Annotated in this window: 16 protein-coding genes; 7 read left to right on the plus strand and 9 right to left on the minus strand. The window is 36.0% G+C overall.

Annotation, left to right across the window (positions count from 1 at the left end; all coding sequences use genetic code 11):
* Positions 1 to 17: 17 nt before the first annotated feature.
* The 3 genes from ABDW32_RS02345 to ABDW32_RS02355 are packed head-to-tail and all read right to left on the minus strand — an operon-like array spanning position 18 to position 1,769.
* Positions 18 to 347, minus strand: a complete 330-nt coding sequence (locus ABDW32_RS02345) for a hypothetical protein (RefSeq protein WP_343558991.1) — start codon at positions 345 to 347, stop codon at positions 18 to 20.
* Complete coding sequence (locus tag ABDW32_RS02350; protein WP_343558992.1) at positions 334 to 963, minus strand: nucleotidyltransferase domain-containing protein; 630 nt, start codon at positions 961 to 963, stop codon at positions 334 to 336. Before ABDW32_RS02350 ends, ABDW32_RS02345 begins: the two co-directional genes overlap by 14 nt.
* The gene (locus tag ABDW32_RS02355; protein ID WP_343558993.1) at positions 963 to 1,769 is read right to left on the minus strand and encodes a pentapeptide repeat-containing protein; all 807 of its coding nucleotides are present in this window, start codon (positions 1,767 to 1,769) and stop codon (positions 963 to 965) included. Before ABDW32_RS02355 ends, ABDW32_RS02350 begins: the two co-directional genes overlap by 1 nt.
* A gap of 1,016 nt (positions 1,770 to 2,785) precedes the next feature.
* Here ABDW32_RS02355 and ABDW32_RS02360 point away from each other — a divergent pair.
* The 3 genes from ABDW32_RS02360 (at position 2,786) to ABDW32_RS02370 (ending at position 5,636) form a co-directional block, all read left to right on the plus strand.
* A complete protein-coding gene (locus ABDW32_RS02360; protein ID WP_343558994.1) occupies positions 2,786 to 3,358 on the plus strand; it encodes a hypothetical protein in 573 nt (190 codons plus the stop codon).
* Between the two features lie 541 nt (positions 3,359 to 3,899).
* On the plus strand, positions 3,900 to 4,526 hold the full coding sequence (locus ABDW32_RS02365; protein ID WP_343558995.1) for a hypothetical protein: 627 nt from the start codon (positions 3,900 to 3,902) through the stop codon (positions 4,524 to 4,526).
* A gap of 54 nt (positions 4,527 to 4,580) precedes the next feature.
* On the plus strand, positions 4,581 to 5,636 hold the full coding sequence (locus ABDW32_RS02370) for an XRE family transcriptional regulator (RefSeq protein WP_343558996.1): 1,056 nt from the start codon (positions 4,581 to 4,583) through the stop codon (positions 5,634 to 5,636).
* A gap of 14 nt (positions 5,637 to 5,650) precedes the next feature.
* Here the strand turns inward: ABDW32_RS02370 and ABDW32_RS02375 are convergent, their stop codons facing one another.
* From ABDW32_RS02375 to ABDW32_RS02400, 6 genes are all read right to left on the minus strand, one after another.
* Positions 5,651 to 5,944, minus strand: a complete 294-nt coding sequence (locus ABDW32_RS02375; protein ID WP_343558997.1) for a hypothetical protein — start codon at positions 5,942 to 5,944, stop codon at positions 5,651 to 5,653.
* A gap of 33 nt (positions 5,945 to 5,977) precedes the next feature.
* Positions 5,978 to 6,397: a nuclear transport factor 2 family protein gene (locus tag ABDW32_RS02380; protein ID WP_343558998.1), complete on the minus strand. Its 420-nt coding sequence runs from the start codon at positions 6,395 to 6,397 to the stop codon at positions 5,978 to 5,980.
* Between the two features lie 261 nt (positions 6,398 to 6,658).
* Positions 6,659 to 7,012 (minus strand): hypothetical protein, encoded by a 354-nt coding sequence (locus ABDW32_RS02385; protein ID WP_343558999.1) that lies wholly within the window; start codon positions 7,010 to 7,012, stop codon positions 6,659 to 6,661.
* 397 nt (positions 7,013 to 7,409) lie between these two features.
* Positions 7,410 to 7,835, minus strand: a complete 426-nt coding sequence (locus tag ABDW32_RS02390; RefSeq protein WP_343559000.1) for a (deoxy)nucleoside triphosphate pyrophosphohydrolase — start codon at positions 7,833 to 7,835, stop codon at positions 7,410 to 7,412.
* A 6-nt stretch (positions 7,836 to 7,841) separates the two neighbouring features.
* The gene (locus tag ABDW32_RS02395; RefSeq protein WP_343559001.1) at positions 7,842 to 8,633 is read right to left on the minus strand and encodes an HNH endonuclease; all 792 of its coding nucleotides are present in this window, start codon (positions 8,631 to 8,633) and stop codon (positions 7,842 to 7,844) included.
* A 100-nt stretch (positions 8,634 to 8,733) separates the two neighbouring features.
* Positions 8,734 to 9,006, minus strand: a complete 273-nt coding sequence (locus ABDW32_RS02400) for a helix-turn-helix transcriptional regulator (protein WP_343559002.1) — start codon at positions 9,004 to 9,006, stop codon at positions 8,734 to 8,736.
* A 957-nt stretch (positions 9,007 to 9,963) separates the two neighbouring features.
* Between ABDW32_RS02400 and ABDW32_RS02405 the strand changes: the two genes are divergently transcribed.
* Genes ABDW32_RS02405 through ABDW32_RS02420 form a run of 4 tightly spaced genes read left to right on the plus strand, consistent with a single transcriptional unit; the run spans position 9,964 to position 16,464 of the window.
* Positions 9,964 to 10,338 (plus strand): hypothetical protein, encoded by a 375-nt coding sequence (locus tag ABDW32_RS02405; protein ID WP_343559003.1) that lies wholly within the window; start codon positions 9,964 to 9,966, stop codon positions 10,336 to 10,338.
* A gap of 17 nt (positions 10,339 to 10,355) precedes the next feature.
* The gene (locus ABDW32_RS02410) at positions 10,356 to 13,622 is read left to right on the plus strand and encodes a SusC/RagA family TonB-linked outer membrane protein (RefSeq protein ID WP_343559004.1); all 3,267 of its coding nucleotides are present in this window, start codon (positions 10,356 to 10,358) and stop codon (positions 13,620 to 13,622) included.
* A gap of 12 nt (positions 13,623 to 13,634) precedes the next feature.
* Complete coding sequence (locus ABDW32_RS02415) at positions 13,635 to 14,990, plus strand: RagB/SusD family nutrient uptake outer membrane protein (protein WP_343559005.1); 1,356 nt, start codon at positions 13,635 to 13,637, stop codon at positions 14,988 to 14,990.
* Between the two features lies 1 nt (position 14,991).
* The gene (locus ABDW32_RS02420) at positions 14,992 to 16,464 is read left to right on the plus strand and encodes a redoxin domain-containing protein (protein WP_343559006.1); all 1,473 of its coding nucleotides are present in this window, start codon (positions 14,992 to 14,994) and stop codon (positions 16,462 to 16,464) included.
* Positions 16,465 to 16,477: the final 13 nt, after the last annotated feature.

Here is a 16,477-nt window from a genome sequence, read left to right on the forward strand (position 1 = left end):
TATATTTGTTGAAGAATTTATTTAGATACTATAGTAGTCTGTTGGTTTTGTAGTTTGGTTCTCAATTGTGCTACTAGGTGCGCTACACTTTTACTTAATTCAATATATTCAGGGTTTATTTGTTCTTGACTTTTGTTTGCTAAAAAAAATAGTTTTGAAGATATTAAATAAATGAACTCTAAAAGTGTTGATGTGGTTGGGATTTTATTTTCGATTTGCCATCTCTCAATGGCCTTACTAGAAAGCCCTACCAATGGGAATTTTAAATCCTTTTCTTTATTTACCAATTGTAGTACTGATCTTTGCACAGTAACTCTATTTAAAAACTCGTCTTTACCCTTTTGCATAATTAATTAAATTTAAAAACCATTGGTCAATTTGAGGGAGAACTTTCGCTATTTCTTTAGTTTCTTTAACATCTAAAGGTTGCCCAATCCCTCTGGTCGCAAGAATACGAGATTTTCTCAAATTATTATAAATATTAATATCAATATTTAATGAAAATTTTTCGATCTGTAATGCAGAATCTCTTGAAAAGATTGGTACCTTCAATTTCCCTAAAGAAAAGCATGATGCAAAATTTCTTACAGCTAAAAAAATCATTGAAGCATCAAAATCAGTACAGAGATTATTATGTGTTAATGAAGATACTGATTCGAGATATAGGTTATAGAATTTTTCTAAGTCATGGAGATAACCAATATAAGATTTTGGCTCTCCAATTTTTTCAAAAAATGATAATTCAGAAGTTTTGAAAATACATTTTGATTCCAAAAATAAATGCCAAGCAAATGGATTCCCCTCTTCCCAAATCTGTAGAATCCTTTCTTCATTATAGATTGAATAGTTCTGAATATTTAGATCTTTTAATCGTTCATTTTTTCTTTTCAGAATAAGTATATCAACATCAGAATAGTTATCGATATCACCTCTAACCAATGATCCAAAAATATATATTTCCATTAACGACGATTATATCTTTTAATTAATATTGAGGTGAACAATGCAAAACCTATAAACCTTAAAACGGTAATTAATGTATAATACCAAATTTCGTAATATATTGGTTTATAGATGCCCATGAATACACTGGGTGCTTCTAGAAAAGACTTCCAGTACTCGAATAGGCTATTTGAATTTTTATACATTAATGTTTCAAGTACAGAAAAAATGATCCATAAAAATAAACCTGTCCTAATAAGTTTATAAATACTCTCCCCGTTGCCCCATACATAATCTTGGATTCTAAAATTAAGCCATTTGAAGAAAAAATCAATTCTTTTCCAATTAGTGTACTTTTTTCGGTAGTATGAAGTATTGGAGTGCCAAGCTTCGTAATAATACTCTTTTGTCGCGGACAATTCAATCTTTATGGCTTTATTGACTGCTACTGAATCCCCTAAACTTTGAAAATTCAATCTAAGAGATCTTACAAATTTTAGTTTTAAATTATTATGACTTGGACAGTTATTATTTAAAATATCAGAATCTATAAATGTTTTTTCAAATGTTGAATATTCAAAATTGGATCCTGAGAAAGAGCTGCTTTGAAAATTACAGTTATTGAATTTACATCCTTGGAAAACGCATGAGTCAAATTGTATATTCCTGAAATAACAATTATCAAAATATGTATGAGAAAAATCTACATTCTTAAAAATACGGCCTTTTGCACCAACTCTAATAAATAATTTATTGTGAAAATTTTCATTTTCAAGGTTGCTATCTATTATTTGGTCTTCAAAACGCTCCCTACCGTTACTTTTCATGAAAATTTAGGTTATAAATGTTGAATTTAATATTTTTTTTCCTTATTCCAATTTTTTTTAAAGTTTTTTCCACCTAACAATTCTAGATAGTTGTTAGGTATTTAACATAAAATTATTAACAATTCTCTAAAGTACTGCTCGTTTATAAATATTTCGTGAATTTTTGTTTCGCGAAGCGATTGCAGCATTTACACAAAAGTTCCTTGGGCAATATGGAAGAAAAAAGATCTCTTCGGTATCCGAGGTAACGGTACTTCTTCGGCACCCCAGCAGATTGTATCCGCTACAGCACTTTACTATTGTAAACATTATGAAGCGTTGGAAAGTCTTCCAGATCGCTATAGGATCGTGGAGGTTATTCGAAATGCGTTGTTTCAACAGCTCTAAAAAAGATGGATAAATTTGAGGGATCCTAGGAATATTACTTGGGGAAAGATATGCTTCAGGCAGCCGAAGCCTTAAAAGCTTCTGTTCCATATGTTGGATTTCTAAGGAATTAAAAAGGAGAAAAAAGATACTGTCTTTTACCTTTTATCCGTTTGTTTTTAGAACTAAGATCAAGAGTAAGTACAAAATGAAGGAATCTTGGAAGCAGAGCTAATGCAATTGGCGTTATCTGATCCCAATATCCAGCGTCTATTGATAATCCTGATACAGATGATGTTTCTGAGATTAATGATCACAACGTATAAATTCGCTGCTCTAATTCGTGAAAAATCTCGTGCCTCGCAAGCGTTAAAAAATGCAGCTGAGAGAATAATAAGTAAATTGGAGTAAGATAGTTTTGAACAGTAATAGTTATAAAAATACAGCATTCAAGGACAATGATGCTACTAGGAAAGGTTTTTGGAGGGATAGTTATATTATTTTGCAATTTCGATTATTAACACGTCAATCTTATATCGACCTATTGAAAACTACAAATAATCCGTATATTGAGTTGTTCAATAGGATTTTCGAGAAGACTAGCTAAACGTAACCTCATTCGCATAAATATAAAATGTGAAATTAATAGTATGGAAAATATATCTAATAAAATCGGCTTAAGAAATAGAATTTGGGAAGATCTGTATGACAGTAAGAAATCTGAAGAGTTCCTATCATTATATTTGGCTTCAAAAAAAATTAATAAAACTATATATGATGTTACTATAGCGGCGATTTCGATTTTAGGTGCTGTTCTGACTACAGTTCAAAATCAGTTTGAGATACTTAAGAATAGTGCATTTATAGCGTGTTTAATAATCATAATAATACAATTAGCAGATAAAGCTTTGCCAAATTTGTTAATTAAAGATGATGTGATAAATAAGTTAAGTGAATACAGAATTAAGTATGTAACTCTTTACGAAAATTTAGATTTATTATGGTGCGAGTTTGAAGATCAAAGAATAAATTATGATGAAGCTTTTGAGAGATATTTTTCTTTTCGGAAATCAAATATAGCCTTACAAGAACTCGATAATTCAGTGTTGATCAAGGAGAACAAAAGACTTAATAAGATTGCTGAGGAAAGAGCACAAATACACATGGACAAACACTTTTATCAATGTAATAATGAGCAAGAAACAAATATCGAAAACAGTTAAGATCATTAAGGACCCTACCGGAGCGGTTCCATTAGGAGGGCAAATGCCAACATCAAGAAATCCACCTCCTCCACCAATTAAATCACCTAAAAACAAATAGATATGAATAAATCGATTAAACCAGACAAGGGAAAAAATAGTGATAACGGTAAACTAACATATGTAGAAAAGGGGCAATTAAAACCTTCCAGAAATCCACCGCCTCCTCCTCCAAAAAAACAAAAATGAAAGTTCTGTATTACCTTTGACAAGGTAAATCAAAATGAATTTTTTTTGCTCCTTCCTGAGAAAATCAGAAGGAGCATTTTTGTCTTTAATGCTTTGGTAGACTTTCAGAAAGCGGGAAGGCTATTTTTTAAGAAATCTATTTTTCCAATAGGTACGATAGTGGTGTGCAGCAATCTCCAAGCTATAAAAAATATAACTACAATTTTTATGTAAAATTATATACAAAATAAATGTATTTTTATATATTTGTGAAGCAAAAAAAAATCTCTGTTGGCGCAGAGACTTAGGGATTGAGGATTTAAATTTTTATTATATGGATTTAAACATCGACAAAATTACGGAAATTAGCCGTAAAATGAAAGGGAAAAGAAAATTAGCTAATTTAGAAGCCTGCAAATTAGAGCTTAAGAATGAGCTAAATGATTTGTTCAAAATATTTGAACAGTCTGTTGAGATGACGAACACGGAATTACGAAAACACCCGGTAGTTTCAAGATGTAGGGGATTTGAAGCAAGTTTATTGCAAACAAACTTCGCAGAATTATTGTTCCTTTATTTTCCAGGAAACGCATTTTTTGGAAGGAATAAACGTTTGACCCTAAGAATAAAAGGTTATGTTTTCTTTTTCAAAAAGCTTAATAACAAAGGTCTTCCAATGAATGTAATGACTGAAAGTGTAAATAGAATTAACAATCAGATCATTGATGTTAATCTGTTTTTTGATACTGATTACAATGAGGCACCAATTTTATATTTTGGTTATCAAAAAAATAAGATAGGGCAATATGTACACCCACAGATAGTTTATATTGATGAAGATAAAATATCTTTTTCGATTGAAGCGAGTACAATTGGTTATTTGCCAAATCTATTTTCTGAATCCAATATTGAAAAAGGTGAAGTTAAAGTTAAAATAAAAAACGGAAGGATAGCGAAATAGTGTAAACTAATCCTCGATCCCTTTGATTTTGCTGAACATACATACATATTAAACATGAATTATAAACAATTGACATTCGCACGCGAGTTTAGAGGCTACAATCAATCCGATTTGGCTGATTCGATTGATGGGCTGTCGCAATCAAACCTTTCGAAATTTGAAAAAGGTTTTGGTGTATTGTCTGAAGGGATTCAAAAGAAAATTGTAGAGTTCTTGAATTTTCCGACAGAATTCTTTGATAAGAAAATAAGTAATAAAATCGATAATGCGAATTACCGAAAAAGATCAACTACAAAAAAATCATTGATTACAGAATTTGAAAGTAGATGTAAATTGATTGGGTATATAATAGATCAACTGTCACAGGACCTTGAATGGCCAGAATTTGATATTTCGCCTCTCAACGTTGAAGACGGTTTTTCTCCTGTAAAATGTGCTCAATATACAAGAAGGTTTTTAAGGATTTCTCCTGACTTGCCTATTAAGGATATATTTACTGTGTTAGAGAAGCATGGAATTATTATTTACGAATTAAATGCAGTAGAAAAATTTGATGGTGTGTCATTTATATCGGATCTAGGTTTTCCTGTGATTATCATTAATAAGAATTTCTCTAATGATCGGAAAAGATTTACCATAGCTCATGAACTTGGACATTTAGTAATGCATAATGAAAATAATTTCCCTGTTTCTGAATATAGAGATAAAGAAAAAGAAGCTAATAATTTTGCAAGTGAATTTTTGATGCCTGAAGAATCAATAAAAAACTCATTAAGAAATCTAAAAATTAACGAATTAGGGGAGCTTAAGAGCTATTGGCTTACTTCGATGTCGTCTATTATTAGACGAGCAAAAGATTTGAAATGCATTGATGAGAGCAGGTACAAATATTTTTTAATAGAATTGAGTCGTATGGGATATACTAGAAATGAACCTATTAGAGTGCCTATTGATAAACCGGAACTTCTAGAAAAAGCTAGGCAGTTAATGAATAATGAGCTTAATTATAATGAACGTGAATTTATTAACTTTTTAGCGTTGCCTAATGATGTTGTTGATGAGTTATTACCTCGGTTTGAAGAGAAGATAAAGATCATTAGCTTTGGTTGAAAGATATCGCTTTTTTAAAGGTAATATACTATTCCATAAAGTGTATAAGTTATAAAAATGCGAAGTTCTTTTCTAACTTCGCATTTTTCATTTACTAATGCTTGTTTCAATTCATCAGTCGTCGACTGATGAATTGAATTTATCTTGTAGTCAGTACTTTGTAATTGGTCAGTCCCTGACTGACCAATTTGAATTCCTTTTAAGTTGCTGTTAATCAGAGCATCTTTTATAGCAGATATTAGATGAGGGTATGCAATACAAAATTGTCTGTATAACCTAAGATTCGTAACAGATAAACCAAATTCCATTTCTTAACAATGTATTTTTATTCTTTTTAATCACTACGCTATATCCGTCAACCTAACTATCTTCCCATCGGCCGAAAACTCAAAAATCGACTTCCCACTTAAGTTCACCTCATCACCCTTTTTTAGACCATTAGGAAAGTCCATTGCCGCGATAGCCCTGTAGTTGATCGAGATTTCTGTCGAAATATGGCTGTGGGTTATAGATTCGATTGACTGTTCTCTCTCGCTGAAATAGGAGAGAGCCTCGATCGCCTGTTGTTTAAATTCTTCGACGTTTCGCAATTCCATCGTTTTTTCTCCATTCATTATGTTTTGAAAATTGATTTCATCATCAAAATCCGCTATCATTTTTTCTACATCCATCTTATTATAGGCATTCAGATACCGAAAAATCTTTTCCGTTCTTTCATTTAACAACGATGCGCTTGTAAGTTTTGGTTCTTGGTTTTCCATTTATTCGCTAATTGGTGTATATATTATTTCTATGGGAGTTTTCTTTTTTAGAACCTGAAAATATCGTTGCGATGTGAGAATAAACGCATCAGATTGCCATTTTGGATTATGTTTTTTTATTAGCATTCTTTAGTTTTTCTTCAAATTCTTTTAATCACTTAGGAATTGATACTTTTCTCACTTTTTCCAAAGTGCCATATTAACCCGTTATATCATTCAGTCAATAGCTATTCATTAGCAGCTTTGATCAATTTAAAAGACTTACTCTTCAATATGATCTTTCAGTTCTTCTTTCAATCGATAGAATAATTCTAATTCATACTTTAGCTGTTCTTCTTCCGAAGGAATTTGAAATTTATATGGTTTAGAAGGATCGAATGGGCCTTTTACAATTTCTAAAGTGACTAAGTCTCCGAGATTAAGACTCGTATTTAGCCAATCAACGTCCTCGACTGCATCGGAATCTAAACCACCTACATGGAAACCAAATTCCTCATTGCTGCCTTGTCTACGAGCAAATGCCGCCATTGCATGCAATACGTAGTGGGCTTTGTTAAATCCCGTCCTGATAGTCTGTTCCCCGTTTATCTTAATATTGATGCCTATATTGTCCATAATTTATATTATGTGGTCTTTAAGTTTTTCTTTCAAATGATAGTAAGTGTCCAGTTTATCTTTTAATATGGCTTTCTTATCAATCGCACTTTTGGTTCTAGTTTTGGGGTTGTCAAAAGGGGGCTCAATCACCTCAAATGTAATTGTGTCTCCCTCTTTTACATCTGTTCCATACCAATCAACATGGTCGTTCTGCTCACTGTCTATGCCGCTTACATTAAATGTAAACCCCTTACTTCCGTCCTTTCGTTTCGCAAAGGTTATATTCCCGACTAATACATAGTCATCCTTGTCAAACCCGGCATTTGTGACTACCTTGCCATTGACTTTTATTTTGAGTCCAAGTCACTTATCCATAATTAATAGTTTACTTTTCTTTGTCAAATAGGGCATTTAACTAGTTTTCCTCTTTTTCCCTTTCCTCACGAACACGTGCAAAATCTTCAATCAATTTTTTTGCAATGGGAATATCAGCAGGAGCGAGGTTCCAGTCCAACAAGTCATTGTATTTAACCCATTCAATCTTGTCGTGATCTGTAGATTTGAGCTCTCCTTTTGTACCTCTACATAAAAAGGAAATCAATTCAATTGTAGTATTCTCATACTCGTGAATAATAGAAAAAAAATGGCTATCAACAATTATCTTGAAATCCAATTCTTCTTTTATTTCACGTTCTAGCGCGTCGAAATAATCTTCGCCGTCCTCAACTTTTCCACCCGGAAACTCCCAATACCCACCTAAAGATTTCTCTGGTTTTCGCCTACAAATCAATACCTGGTCATTATAAAAGATAAGACCACAAACAACTTTAGTTATAGCCATGACCAATTAATTGATAGTTTTAGTCTTTAATAATTGAAGTAATTCTTCTAAATTCAATGTCTTGTTCCGTCGTCTGTGAATCATAGAGTGGCAGTTGGGGCATAGTACGATCATGTCTGTTCGGGGATTTACTTCACGTTGTCCTTCGCCATTAGATAATGGTTTGGTGTGATGTACATGTATAAATCCGGCTCCCCATTCGCCGTAGGTTTTTTCGAAATTAAAGCCGCAGCCCATGCAAGTTACACCGTGTGTTTCAATGGCTTTTTCTCGTAGTTTAACATCTCTTTCGTACGTTGTCGAATAAACCAATTTGAGTTTACCTTCAAAGCTTGTATAGGATTCAGAGATTTCTTGCTCACTATCATTGGTTGCGTTAAAATTGTTAATATCCGAAAGAGCCATTATGCTATTGAATGTTTCTTCATCGACTGGTCGAACGCCATCGCGCCAATAATTTTTTAGTCTTGAACTAGGAATCTTCTCGATAAATTGACCATTTTGCTTAGCAAGTACAGGATAGGAGAAAGGCCTAAAATTTATAATTTCAGCATAGTAATCATTTTTCTCAGAATCTTTATCTTGCTTGACTTCCCCAATTTCTGCAATTCCAAAATAATGAGGATCACGAGTCAATCGCTTTGAAATAAATGAGGCATCTTTCATTCGACCTTTATAATATACGATAATAGTCTCTTTTGTCAAATACTTTAAATAGCGTTTTGGGAAGTGATATTCTCTTCCTGTATTGTCTTTCCATTGGGAAATATCGTTTTCAGTTATGATAACGTGTTTCATCGTTTATACTATTTCTTCAATAATAGACTTACCACTCGATTGATCACCATTGTGCCATCACCGTTCCTCATGAAATCTAATTTGTTCATTTGGAAGAAGACTATGTATTTGTCTTATCAGCGTCTTCTTTAAATCTTTTCTTGACCTCATCATAAGTCTCTGAGGTTTCATTTTCCCAAGTTGTTTCACTTAATAATAGCCTGACATTAATTCTTAATAACCTCGCTATAGCGTTCAATTCCTCAACAGACGGTTGTCTTTTATTATTTACCCACTTTGAAATAGTTTCTTCTGATTTGCCGAAATATTTGGCGATGATTCTGTTCTGGATTTTATGTTTTTTGAAAATTTCTTTTAATCTATTTAATCCCATATTGTCAATATTTTTTAAAAAAGTTTGGCGTTTAACGTCAAACTTTGTATATTTGAATCAGTTAAATAATTACGACAATTTTGAAATGCGAGCATTTCAAAAAACGATTGTCACTCGTGAACGAAAGCCGCCAAAATTCCACATGAGTTGACACGGAGTTCGTATTCTATTGAGTTTTTGTATATTCGTACATAATTCAGTAGAGCGAACTTCTTGTAAGACTTTGTGGAGCTTAAGTTTCGACTTAAGTAGGTTGCTTGGCGGCGCCACGTTCAAAGCAAAGAAGTTCGCTCTATTGGCTATTCAACCAATTCGACCTTCCTATAGCTGAGTTTCATCGTTTTATAGCCAAAAATGGATTATGACAAAACGATTCAAAGACCGCCAAAAACACCAGGCTTACCTCAAGGAGGTTAGCGTTTGCCTTTTTAATTCAGTTCCAATAAGTAGGATTATCCGGCCTCCAGAATAATCGGTTAAAAATATAAAACCAAAATAGGGGTAGCGGCTATTGCAGCTAATGCGGTGCCGAACAGGTATACGCTAGAAAGGCCCTTTAACTAGGTTTTCCCGATCTGTATTCGATAACACTACACCCTTTAATTTTGTGTAATTAATAAAATTTCTCTTTCGAGACATTATACACCTTAAAAGTAACGTTTTATTTTTGAATAGCAAAATTAAAAACTATAATTATGTATTGGTATTCTATACTAAATGGATCGGGTTTTTATTCTTTCCGATAGGAAGCGCCATAATAACCCCTGATAGATAACGTGTAACCAATTACTGGGCGCTTTTCGGTTCGTTTAATTTTTTTAATATTAGCCAAGCAGAGCTTTTTCGAATGCTACTGCAATGACATCCTTTTTAATTGCGATTTATCGCGAAATGGGAGAGCTATGTCCAATCAAAGTGCAGGGCAGAAGCTCGCGTCATAAGAAATGAACCTCAAAAATGAACCAAAAATATTCAAATGTGCTGGCTCTAGAACTTGCACTCTATGAAATCCATAATCCGGAATATGATCCAATTAAAAAGATTACTGACTTTTGGGAAAAGTATAATTTGATTGACATCCAAAATACTTTACAATTACTACTGAGAAACCATACTGACTCCAATTACATGGACGAACTGTATGTACTCCGCCATAAGAAGGTTTTTTCGGCTGATTTGTACCGCTTATTAATTGCCTATTTTATTATTCACACAGATCATAGTAATATTAGTGATATCGATATTTTCGATGCTGAGAGTACGCAGATCAGCCGGGAGGAACTTATTGTAAGTAAAAGAATACATAATTTTTTTAGTCTTATAAAAGATTAATCATTATCAATAAGCAGATGACGAGGCATTCAAAATCGTTGGCTGCCTTATTGGATAAGGTGGTTAATATTCCTACAATACAGATTATACTATTTATACTGATACTCCTTCTTGTTTCTATGTTTAGTTTATCGGCTCAGACGCCCCGCAGGGACAGCGGGGCGGATGGGCTATCTGTGCCGGGTACGGTCGTATCAGCGCTGGATGGTAAGACCATACAGGGGGTATCCATTCAGTCTCTGGACAGTAAAAATAAAACCTTATCCAAAGAGGATGGCTCTTTTAGACTACCTGTCCAGAGGAAAAAGGGAACTCTCAGATGCTCGCATCTTGGATACGAACCCTTGGAAGTTCAGTTTTCCGCAGAGGTATCGTTAACGATTAAATTGATACCACTGGAGAATCAATTGAATGAGGTCGAAGTGGTATCCACAGGATACCAGAAGATTCCCAAAGAAAGGGCGACAGGAAGTTTTTCGCAAACAGATATGGAGTACTTTAAAAATCGTACGGCAACAACTGTAACAGCGAGACTTAAAGGCGTGGTTAGTGGGCTTCGGTTTAACTCGGATAAAGATATTTCAGTACGAGGCCAGAGCACCATCTTTGCCAATGATCAACCGTTGGTCGTGGTGGATGGGTTTCCCTATAGCGGTAATATAGATATGCTCAATCCCGAAGACATTCTTTCCGTGGATGTTCTTAAAGATGCTGCTGCTGCCAGCATTTGGGGGGCGCGCTCAGGTAATGGGGTGATTGTGATATCAACAAAAAAGGGAAATGCTGATCAGCCTGCAACTATCTCTTTTAGTTCACGCTTTTCCATTGCAGCGAAACCGGACCTCAAATATGCGCCAAATTACATGGATGCCAAGACGTATTTAGCCGCTGAAAGGTTATTGTTTGACAATGGCAGGTACAATACACGGTTTGGAGATACACAGAACTATCCGGTAATTTCGCCGTATGTTCAGCTACTTCATCAAGGGAAGATGTTGGAAGCGGATAAGTTGGCTGCGAGACTGAGTACCAATGATATCCGGAATGATATTTCGTCAGCGTTCTACCGCAATAAATTACTTCAGACCTATGACTTTAGCGTCAGTGGTGGTTATGGAAAGGGAATGTATTATGCGTCTATTGGATATAACAAAGATCTTCAAAGTTTGAGACACAATCATTCTGATCGACTCTCGCTCAACCTATCGAATACAATATCGTTGACAGACCGTGTCAAATGGATATTAGGATTGAATTATAGTAAGACCGGAAATTCTGCTGACAAGACACTCGAGGAGATACTTGCTTCACAAAGTTCTTATCCATATGCAAAACTATGGGATGAGGAAGGAAGACAGCTGCCATTTTATCCCATATTCAATACAAAATGGGTGGATGAACTGGCGCCACAAAGAGGCTTTCTCGACTGGAGCTATTGGCCTTTGCAGGAACTGGGGCGTACCAAGAATTTGACAGGGGTACATGATGCTCGTGCTTATACTACTTTCAACCTCCAGTTAGCGGCGGGACTTCATGCGGAAATAAGTGGGCAGTTGCAGCAAAGTTTCAACGATAATAGCCTGGTTGCTCCACAGGAAGCTTTCTCCATTCGTCATCTGATAAACCAATACGCAAGGGTAGAAAATGGGAACGTCGTCGATTTTAATATTCCTATGGGAGGTATGGGAAGTTTTACGAAAAGACGCCTCCAATCAGCAAATGTGCGGACACAGCTCAATTTTAATAAACAAATAAGGAGTTTTAGTCTAAATACATTACTTGGAGCCGAAGTTTCGCAGGCTCGGACATCATCGGATTATTTTAGGTTATATGGATATGATGCGGACATCTTGACTTCAAGGACAGTAGACTATACCAAAAATTTTACGCTTTCGCCCTATGGATCGACAGCGGTTATTCCCAATTATAATGGTTTGAGTAGTAATATATCACGTTTTATTTCCTCTTATTTCAATGGCTCTTTAGCTTTTCTTGAACGTTATGTGCTATCACTCAGCGCACGGTTAGATGGTTCTAATTATTTTGGGGTCAACGCAAACCAAAAACTAGTACCGCTTTGGTCAACAGGAGTGAAGTGGAGAGTTGCGAAAGAATCTTTTTTTGGAAAAGGGGTCTTGGATCAGCTTGATCTGAGAGCAACGTATGGTTATAGTGGCAATCTTGCCGCTAACCTAACTGGGGTGACTACATTGAGATATCTTAGCAATGCGCCATACACGGGATTATCCTACGCCAATATGGTGAATCTGGGCAACCCTGACCTCCGGTGGGAGCGTATAGCACAGGCCAATTTTGCATTGGATTTTCGTCTGAAAAGCAAATTGCTCGAAGGAACAATAGAATATTATTTAAAAAAAGGCAAAGATATGATAGGGGATAAACCTTTCCCTCAGAGTAGTGGACTGACCTACATGCGTGGCAATTACAGCATGATCACAGGTAAGGGGATCGATATGAAGTTAAGTGCTACAGTTTTAAATTCAGGTTATTATGGCATTCATTCGGATGTTTATTTCAGTTATACAACTGATAAAGTGAAAGCTTATGATAAAGGAGTTGTACCCATAATAAATTATACAGTTACTACCGACATACCTCGTGTGGGATTTCCGGTACATAGCCTATACAGTTATCAATGGGCGGGCTTAAATCCATTGGATGGCGGACCTCGTATTCTCGATGCTGATGGCAATCCCAGCAATGACTACGGAGCATTACCTGCGAGTTTAAAAGAGGCTAACCTTATCTATGGAGGAATGACCCGCGCTCAGTATTTTGGAAGTTGGATTTCCCGCTTCTCGCTAAGGGATTTTGAAATAGGAGCCAGTATCCTCTATAAGTTAGGGTATGTGTTTCGCAAACCTAGCATATCTTATACACAGTTAGCTGGCGGTCGATTGATCGGGCATGCTGAATTTGCAGAGCGCTGGCAAGCCCCTGGCGATGAACTGAAAACCGATGTGCCCAGCTTTACTTATAACGAGAACAATAATCGGGACAATATCTACCAATACAGCACAGTCAATGTGGGGAAAGCTTCGCATGTCCGTTTTCAGGATATATTTGTTTCCTACAGATGCCGACCGCGCTTGGGAGGTAAGAAGGCCTTACTCAAATTATCCTGCCAGATTGAAAACCTCGGATTGTTATGGAAGGCAAATCGATGGGGTTATGATTCTGATTATATTTCGGAAAATGGTGCTTCCCTTTCAACATATCCAGCGCCTTTTCAGATGACTATAGGTGCAACCCTGACTTATTAAACGATAATGACTATGAAAATACAGTTTATTTTAGCGATTGTCCTGCTATTTATATTGGTAGGCTGTTCGAGCAACTGGCTTGATATAAAACCAGATCAGGCACTTGTAGTCCCCAATAGCGTCAAGGACTTTCAGGGCTGGTTGGATAATGTAAATAAGTTTAATCGCTCCAGTTCCTTTGGTGATTTGGAAGTCGCTTCGGACAACCTATATCTGACCGATGAAATTTATAATGGAATAAGTAGTTCGGCGGAGCGTAACATTTATTCCTGGGCAAAGGGGTCAGAAGATTTTTATGGAAGTTCGGGTGGAGGAAGTTGGCGTGATGCTTATGCAAAACTTCTTGAGATTAATGTGGCGTTGGAGGGAATCGAAAAAGTTGACAGATTAACCGCTGCTGAAGGATGGAAAAATGTGAAGGGGAGCGCTTTGTTTTACCGTGCATTTTATCATTATGCATTGGCTTCTGAATTTTGTCAAGTATATACTGCGGACGATCCATTAGGTATTCCACTTAGAATATCATCAAATCCCAACGTAATTCTCCAACGCAGTAGTTTAAAGGAAAGTTATGAGCATATAATAACGGATTTAAAAGAAGCGGCGGCGCTATTACCGCTTGTCCCCGAAAATAAAATGAGGCCATCGCGTATTGCAGCATGGGGTATGCTCTCACGGGTTTACCTCGCTATGTCAGATTATGGCAATGCACTTCAGTTTGCGCAGTATTGTCTTTCGAATAGGGAGACGCTGCTCGATTATAACACGGTAAATTCGACTAACCCTTATCCATTTTCATGGAACAACGAGGAAGTAATTTTTTCAGTTTCTATTTCCAACCCATTGATCCTCTGGCCAAACGGTCATGTGATCGATAGTACGTTGTATCAGTCATATGTTGAAGACGACTTGCGAAAGGTGCTATTCTTTCGGGTAAATTCCGGCTTACCACGTTTTAGAGGTGGGTATTTCGGATCTCTCAACTGCTTTGTCGGTGTGGCAATGGATGAAATTTACCTGACCGCAATGGAATGTCTGGTGCGGTTGGGGCACTTGGAAGATGCAGAGCCTCTATTTAATAAACTATTGATAAATCGTTACAAAACAGGTAAATATACTGCTGTAAATTTTGCAGACCAGGAAAAAGCACTCTTACTGATCTTACAAGAAAGACGAAAATCCCTTTTATTTCGATGTTTGCGTATTCCTGATATTAAACGGCTCAATAAAACAACGCAGCAACAAGTATGGATAAAGCGTATTATCAATGGACAGGAAAGTATTATTCCGCCCAATGACCCAAGATATGTGTTCCCAATTCCACAAAAAGAATTGCTAGTAAATCCAATATCCCAAAACCCAAGATAACATGAAAACCGTATTATTATATTTAATTATTTGGCTTTGCAGTATATACCGTGTATTTGCGCTGAGCGAGCGAAACTTTATAGTTCAGTTGGATGGATTCGACAAATTCGACTTGGCAGTAGCTACGGTGCGGCCAGTGGATCAACATGCTGATATGCTAACGAATGAAAATGAGCTCGCCGATGGACATATAATACAGTTAGAGGCAGGAAATGCCAAGATTGACCTGACTGAGGTACCGGAGCATTTCATTTTGACCGTCAATTTATATTTACGGGGGTCTAAATATGAGCTACTCCCCAATTGGTATGCCATTAGAGGAGATAGTATCCTAATCAAAGACAATGGTTCAAAACAGGTATTTGACAATCTTGCCATCTCCGGCTGTAATGGCGAATTGTACAGCTTGCAATATGAACTTGATGAAATTGTCCGAAATCATATTGTCGCTAAACGTTACCCTAATGCAGTCAATTATTTTACAAGTCATTATGCGCAGGGGTTTCAGCTGGACAATGTGGTTGACAAAAATATTCAAGTCGGAAAACTTGTTGACAAGAGCAAGATCGACCTGAAGGCAAAACAATGGATATTAGCCAAAATGTATTATAAAATCTATGCTCAATTTTTATTAAACCCGCTAGCCGTTACTTTTATCAGGAATAATAACCAGCGAACCAAGGAAATTGAGGATGTTTTTGATCATTTTAAATCACTCTATAGAGCGGCGATCAGACCGAAACAACTTTGCTTAACAACTGAATATATAGATTTTTATCTAAAATACTTAAAGCTTGAAGCGATCTTTGCGAATACAGATAAGGTCGATTTTCAACTGCGACGGTTGAACAGCGATTTTCAGGGGCAGGCACTCGAACATATGGGGTATGCCTATCTTGCTGAATCATTTTATAAAATAAATGAGGAGGATAGGCTCAAAGTACTGCAATGGTTATTGTCCATTACAAGATCATCCGATCGAATGGTTAAATTAGCAGATATGCAGGCAATTGCTGCAGGAATGCCATTCCCGGATTTTGAATTGACTGATCTAGATGGAAAGCGATGGAGTAAAACAGATTTATTGGGAAAAGTCGTTTTCTTTGACTTTTATTATACTGGATGTAATAACTGCGTGCGGTATTTTAAAAATAAGGCCTCCAAAGCAGAGGAATATTTTGAGGGTAATACGGATGTTGTATTTATTAGTATAAGTATCGACAAAGATTTGGATGTATGGAGGAAATCTGTTGAATCAGGAGAGTATAATTCGGCACATAGCCTCAAATTGTATACGAATGGTTTAGGGACAAGGCATCCTTTGATCACAGGTCTCAGGGTAACCGCATATCCCTTTCCGATTTTAATGGGAAGAACAGGCCTGATCGAAACGTCGGATAGCAAAAAGCTAGGATCTGGATATTCGAATACTGATGCCCTTATTAAAACTATTGAAAAGACTTTAGGTAAATAATCAACGGAAAGCC

The sequence above is a fragment of the Sphingobacterium sp. genome, from assembly GCF_039596235.1.
Lineage (GTDB): Bacteria > Bacteroidota > Bacteroidia > Sphingobacteriales > Sphingobacteriaceae > Sphingobacterium.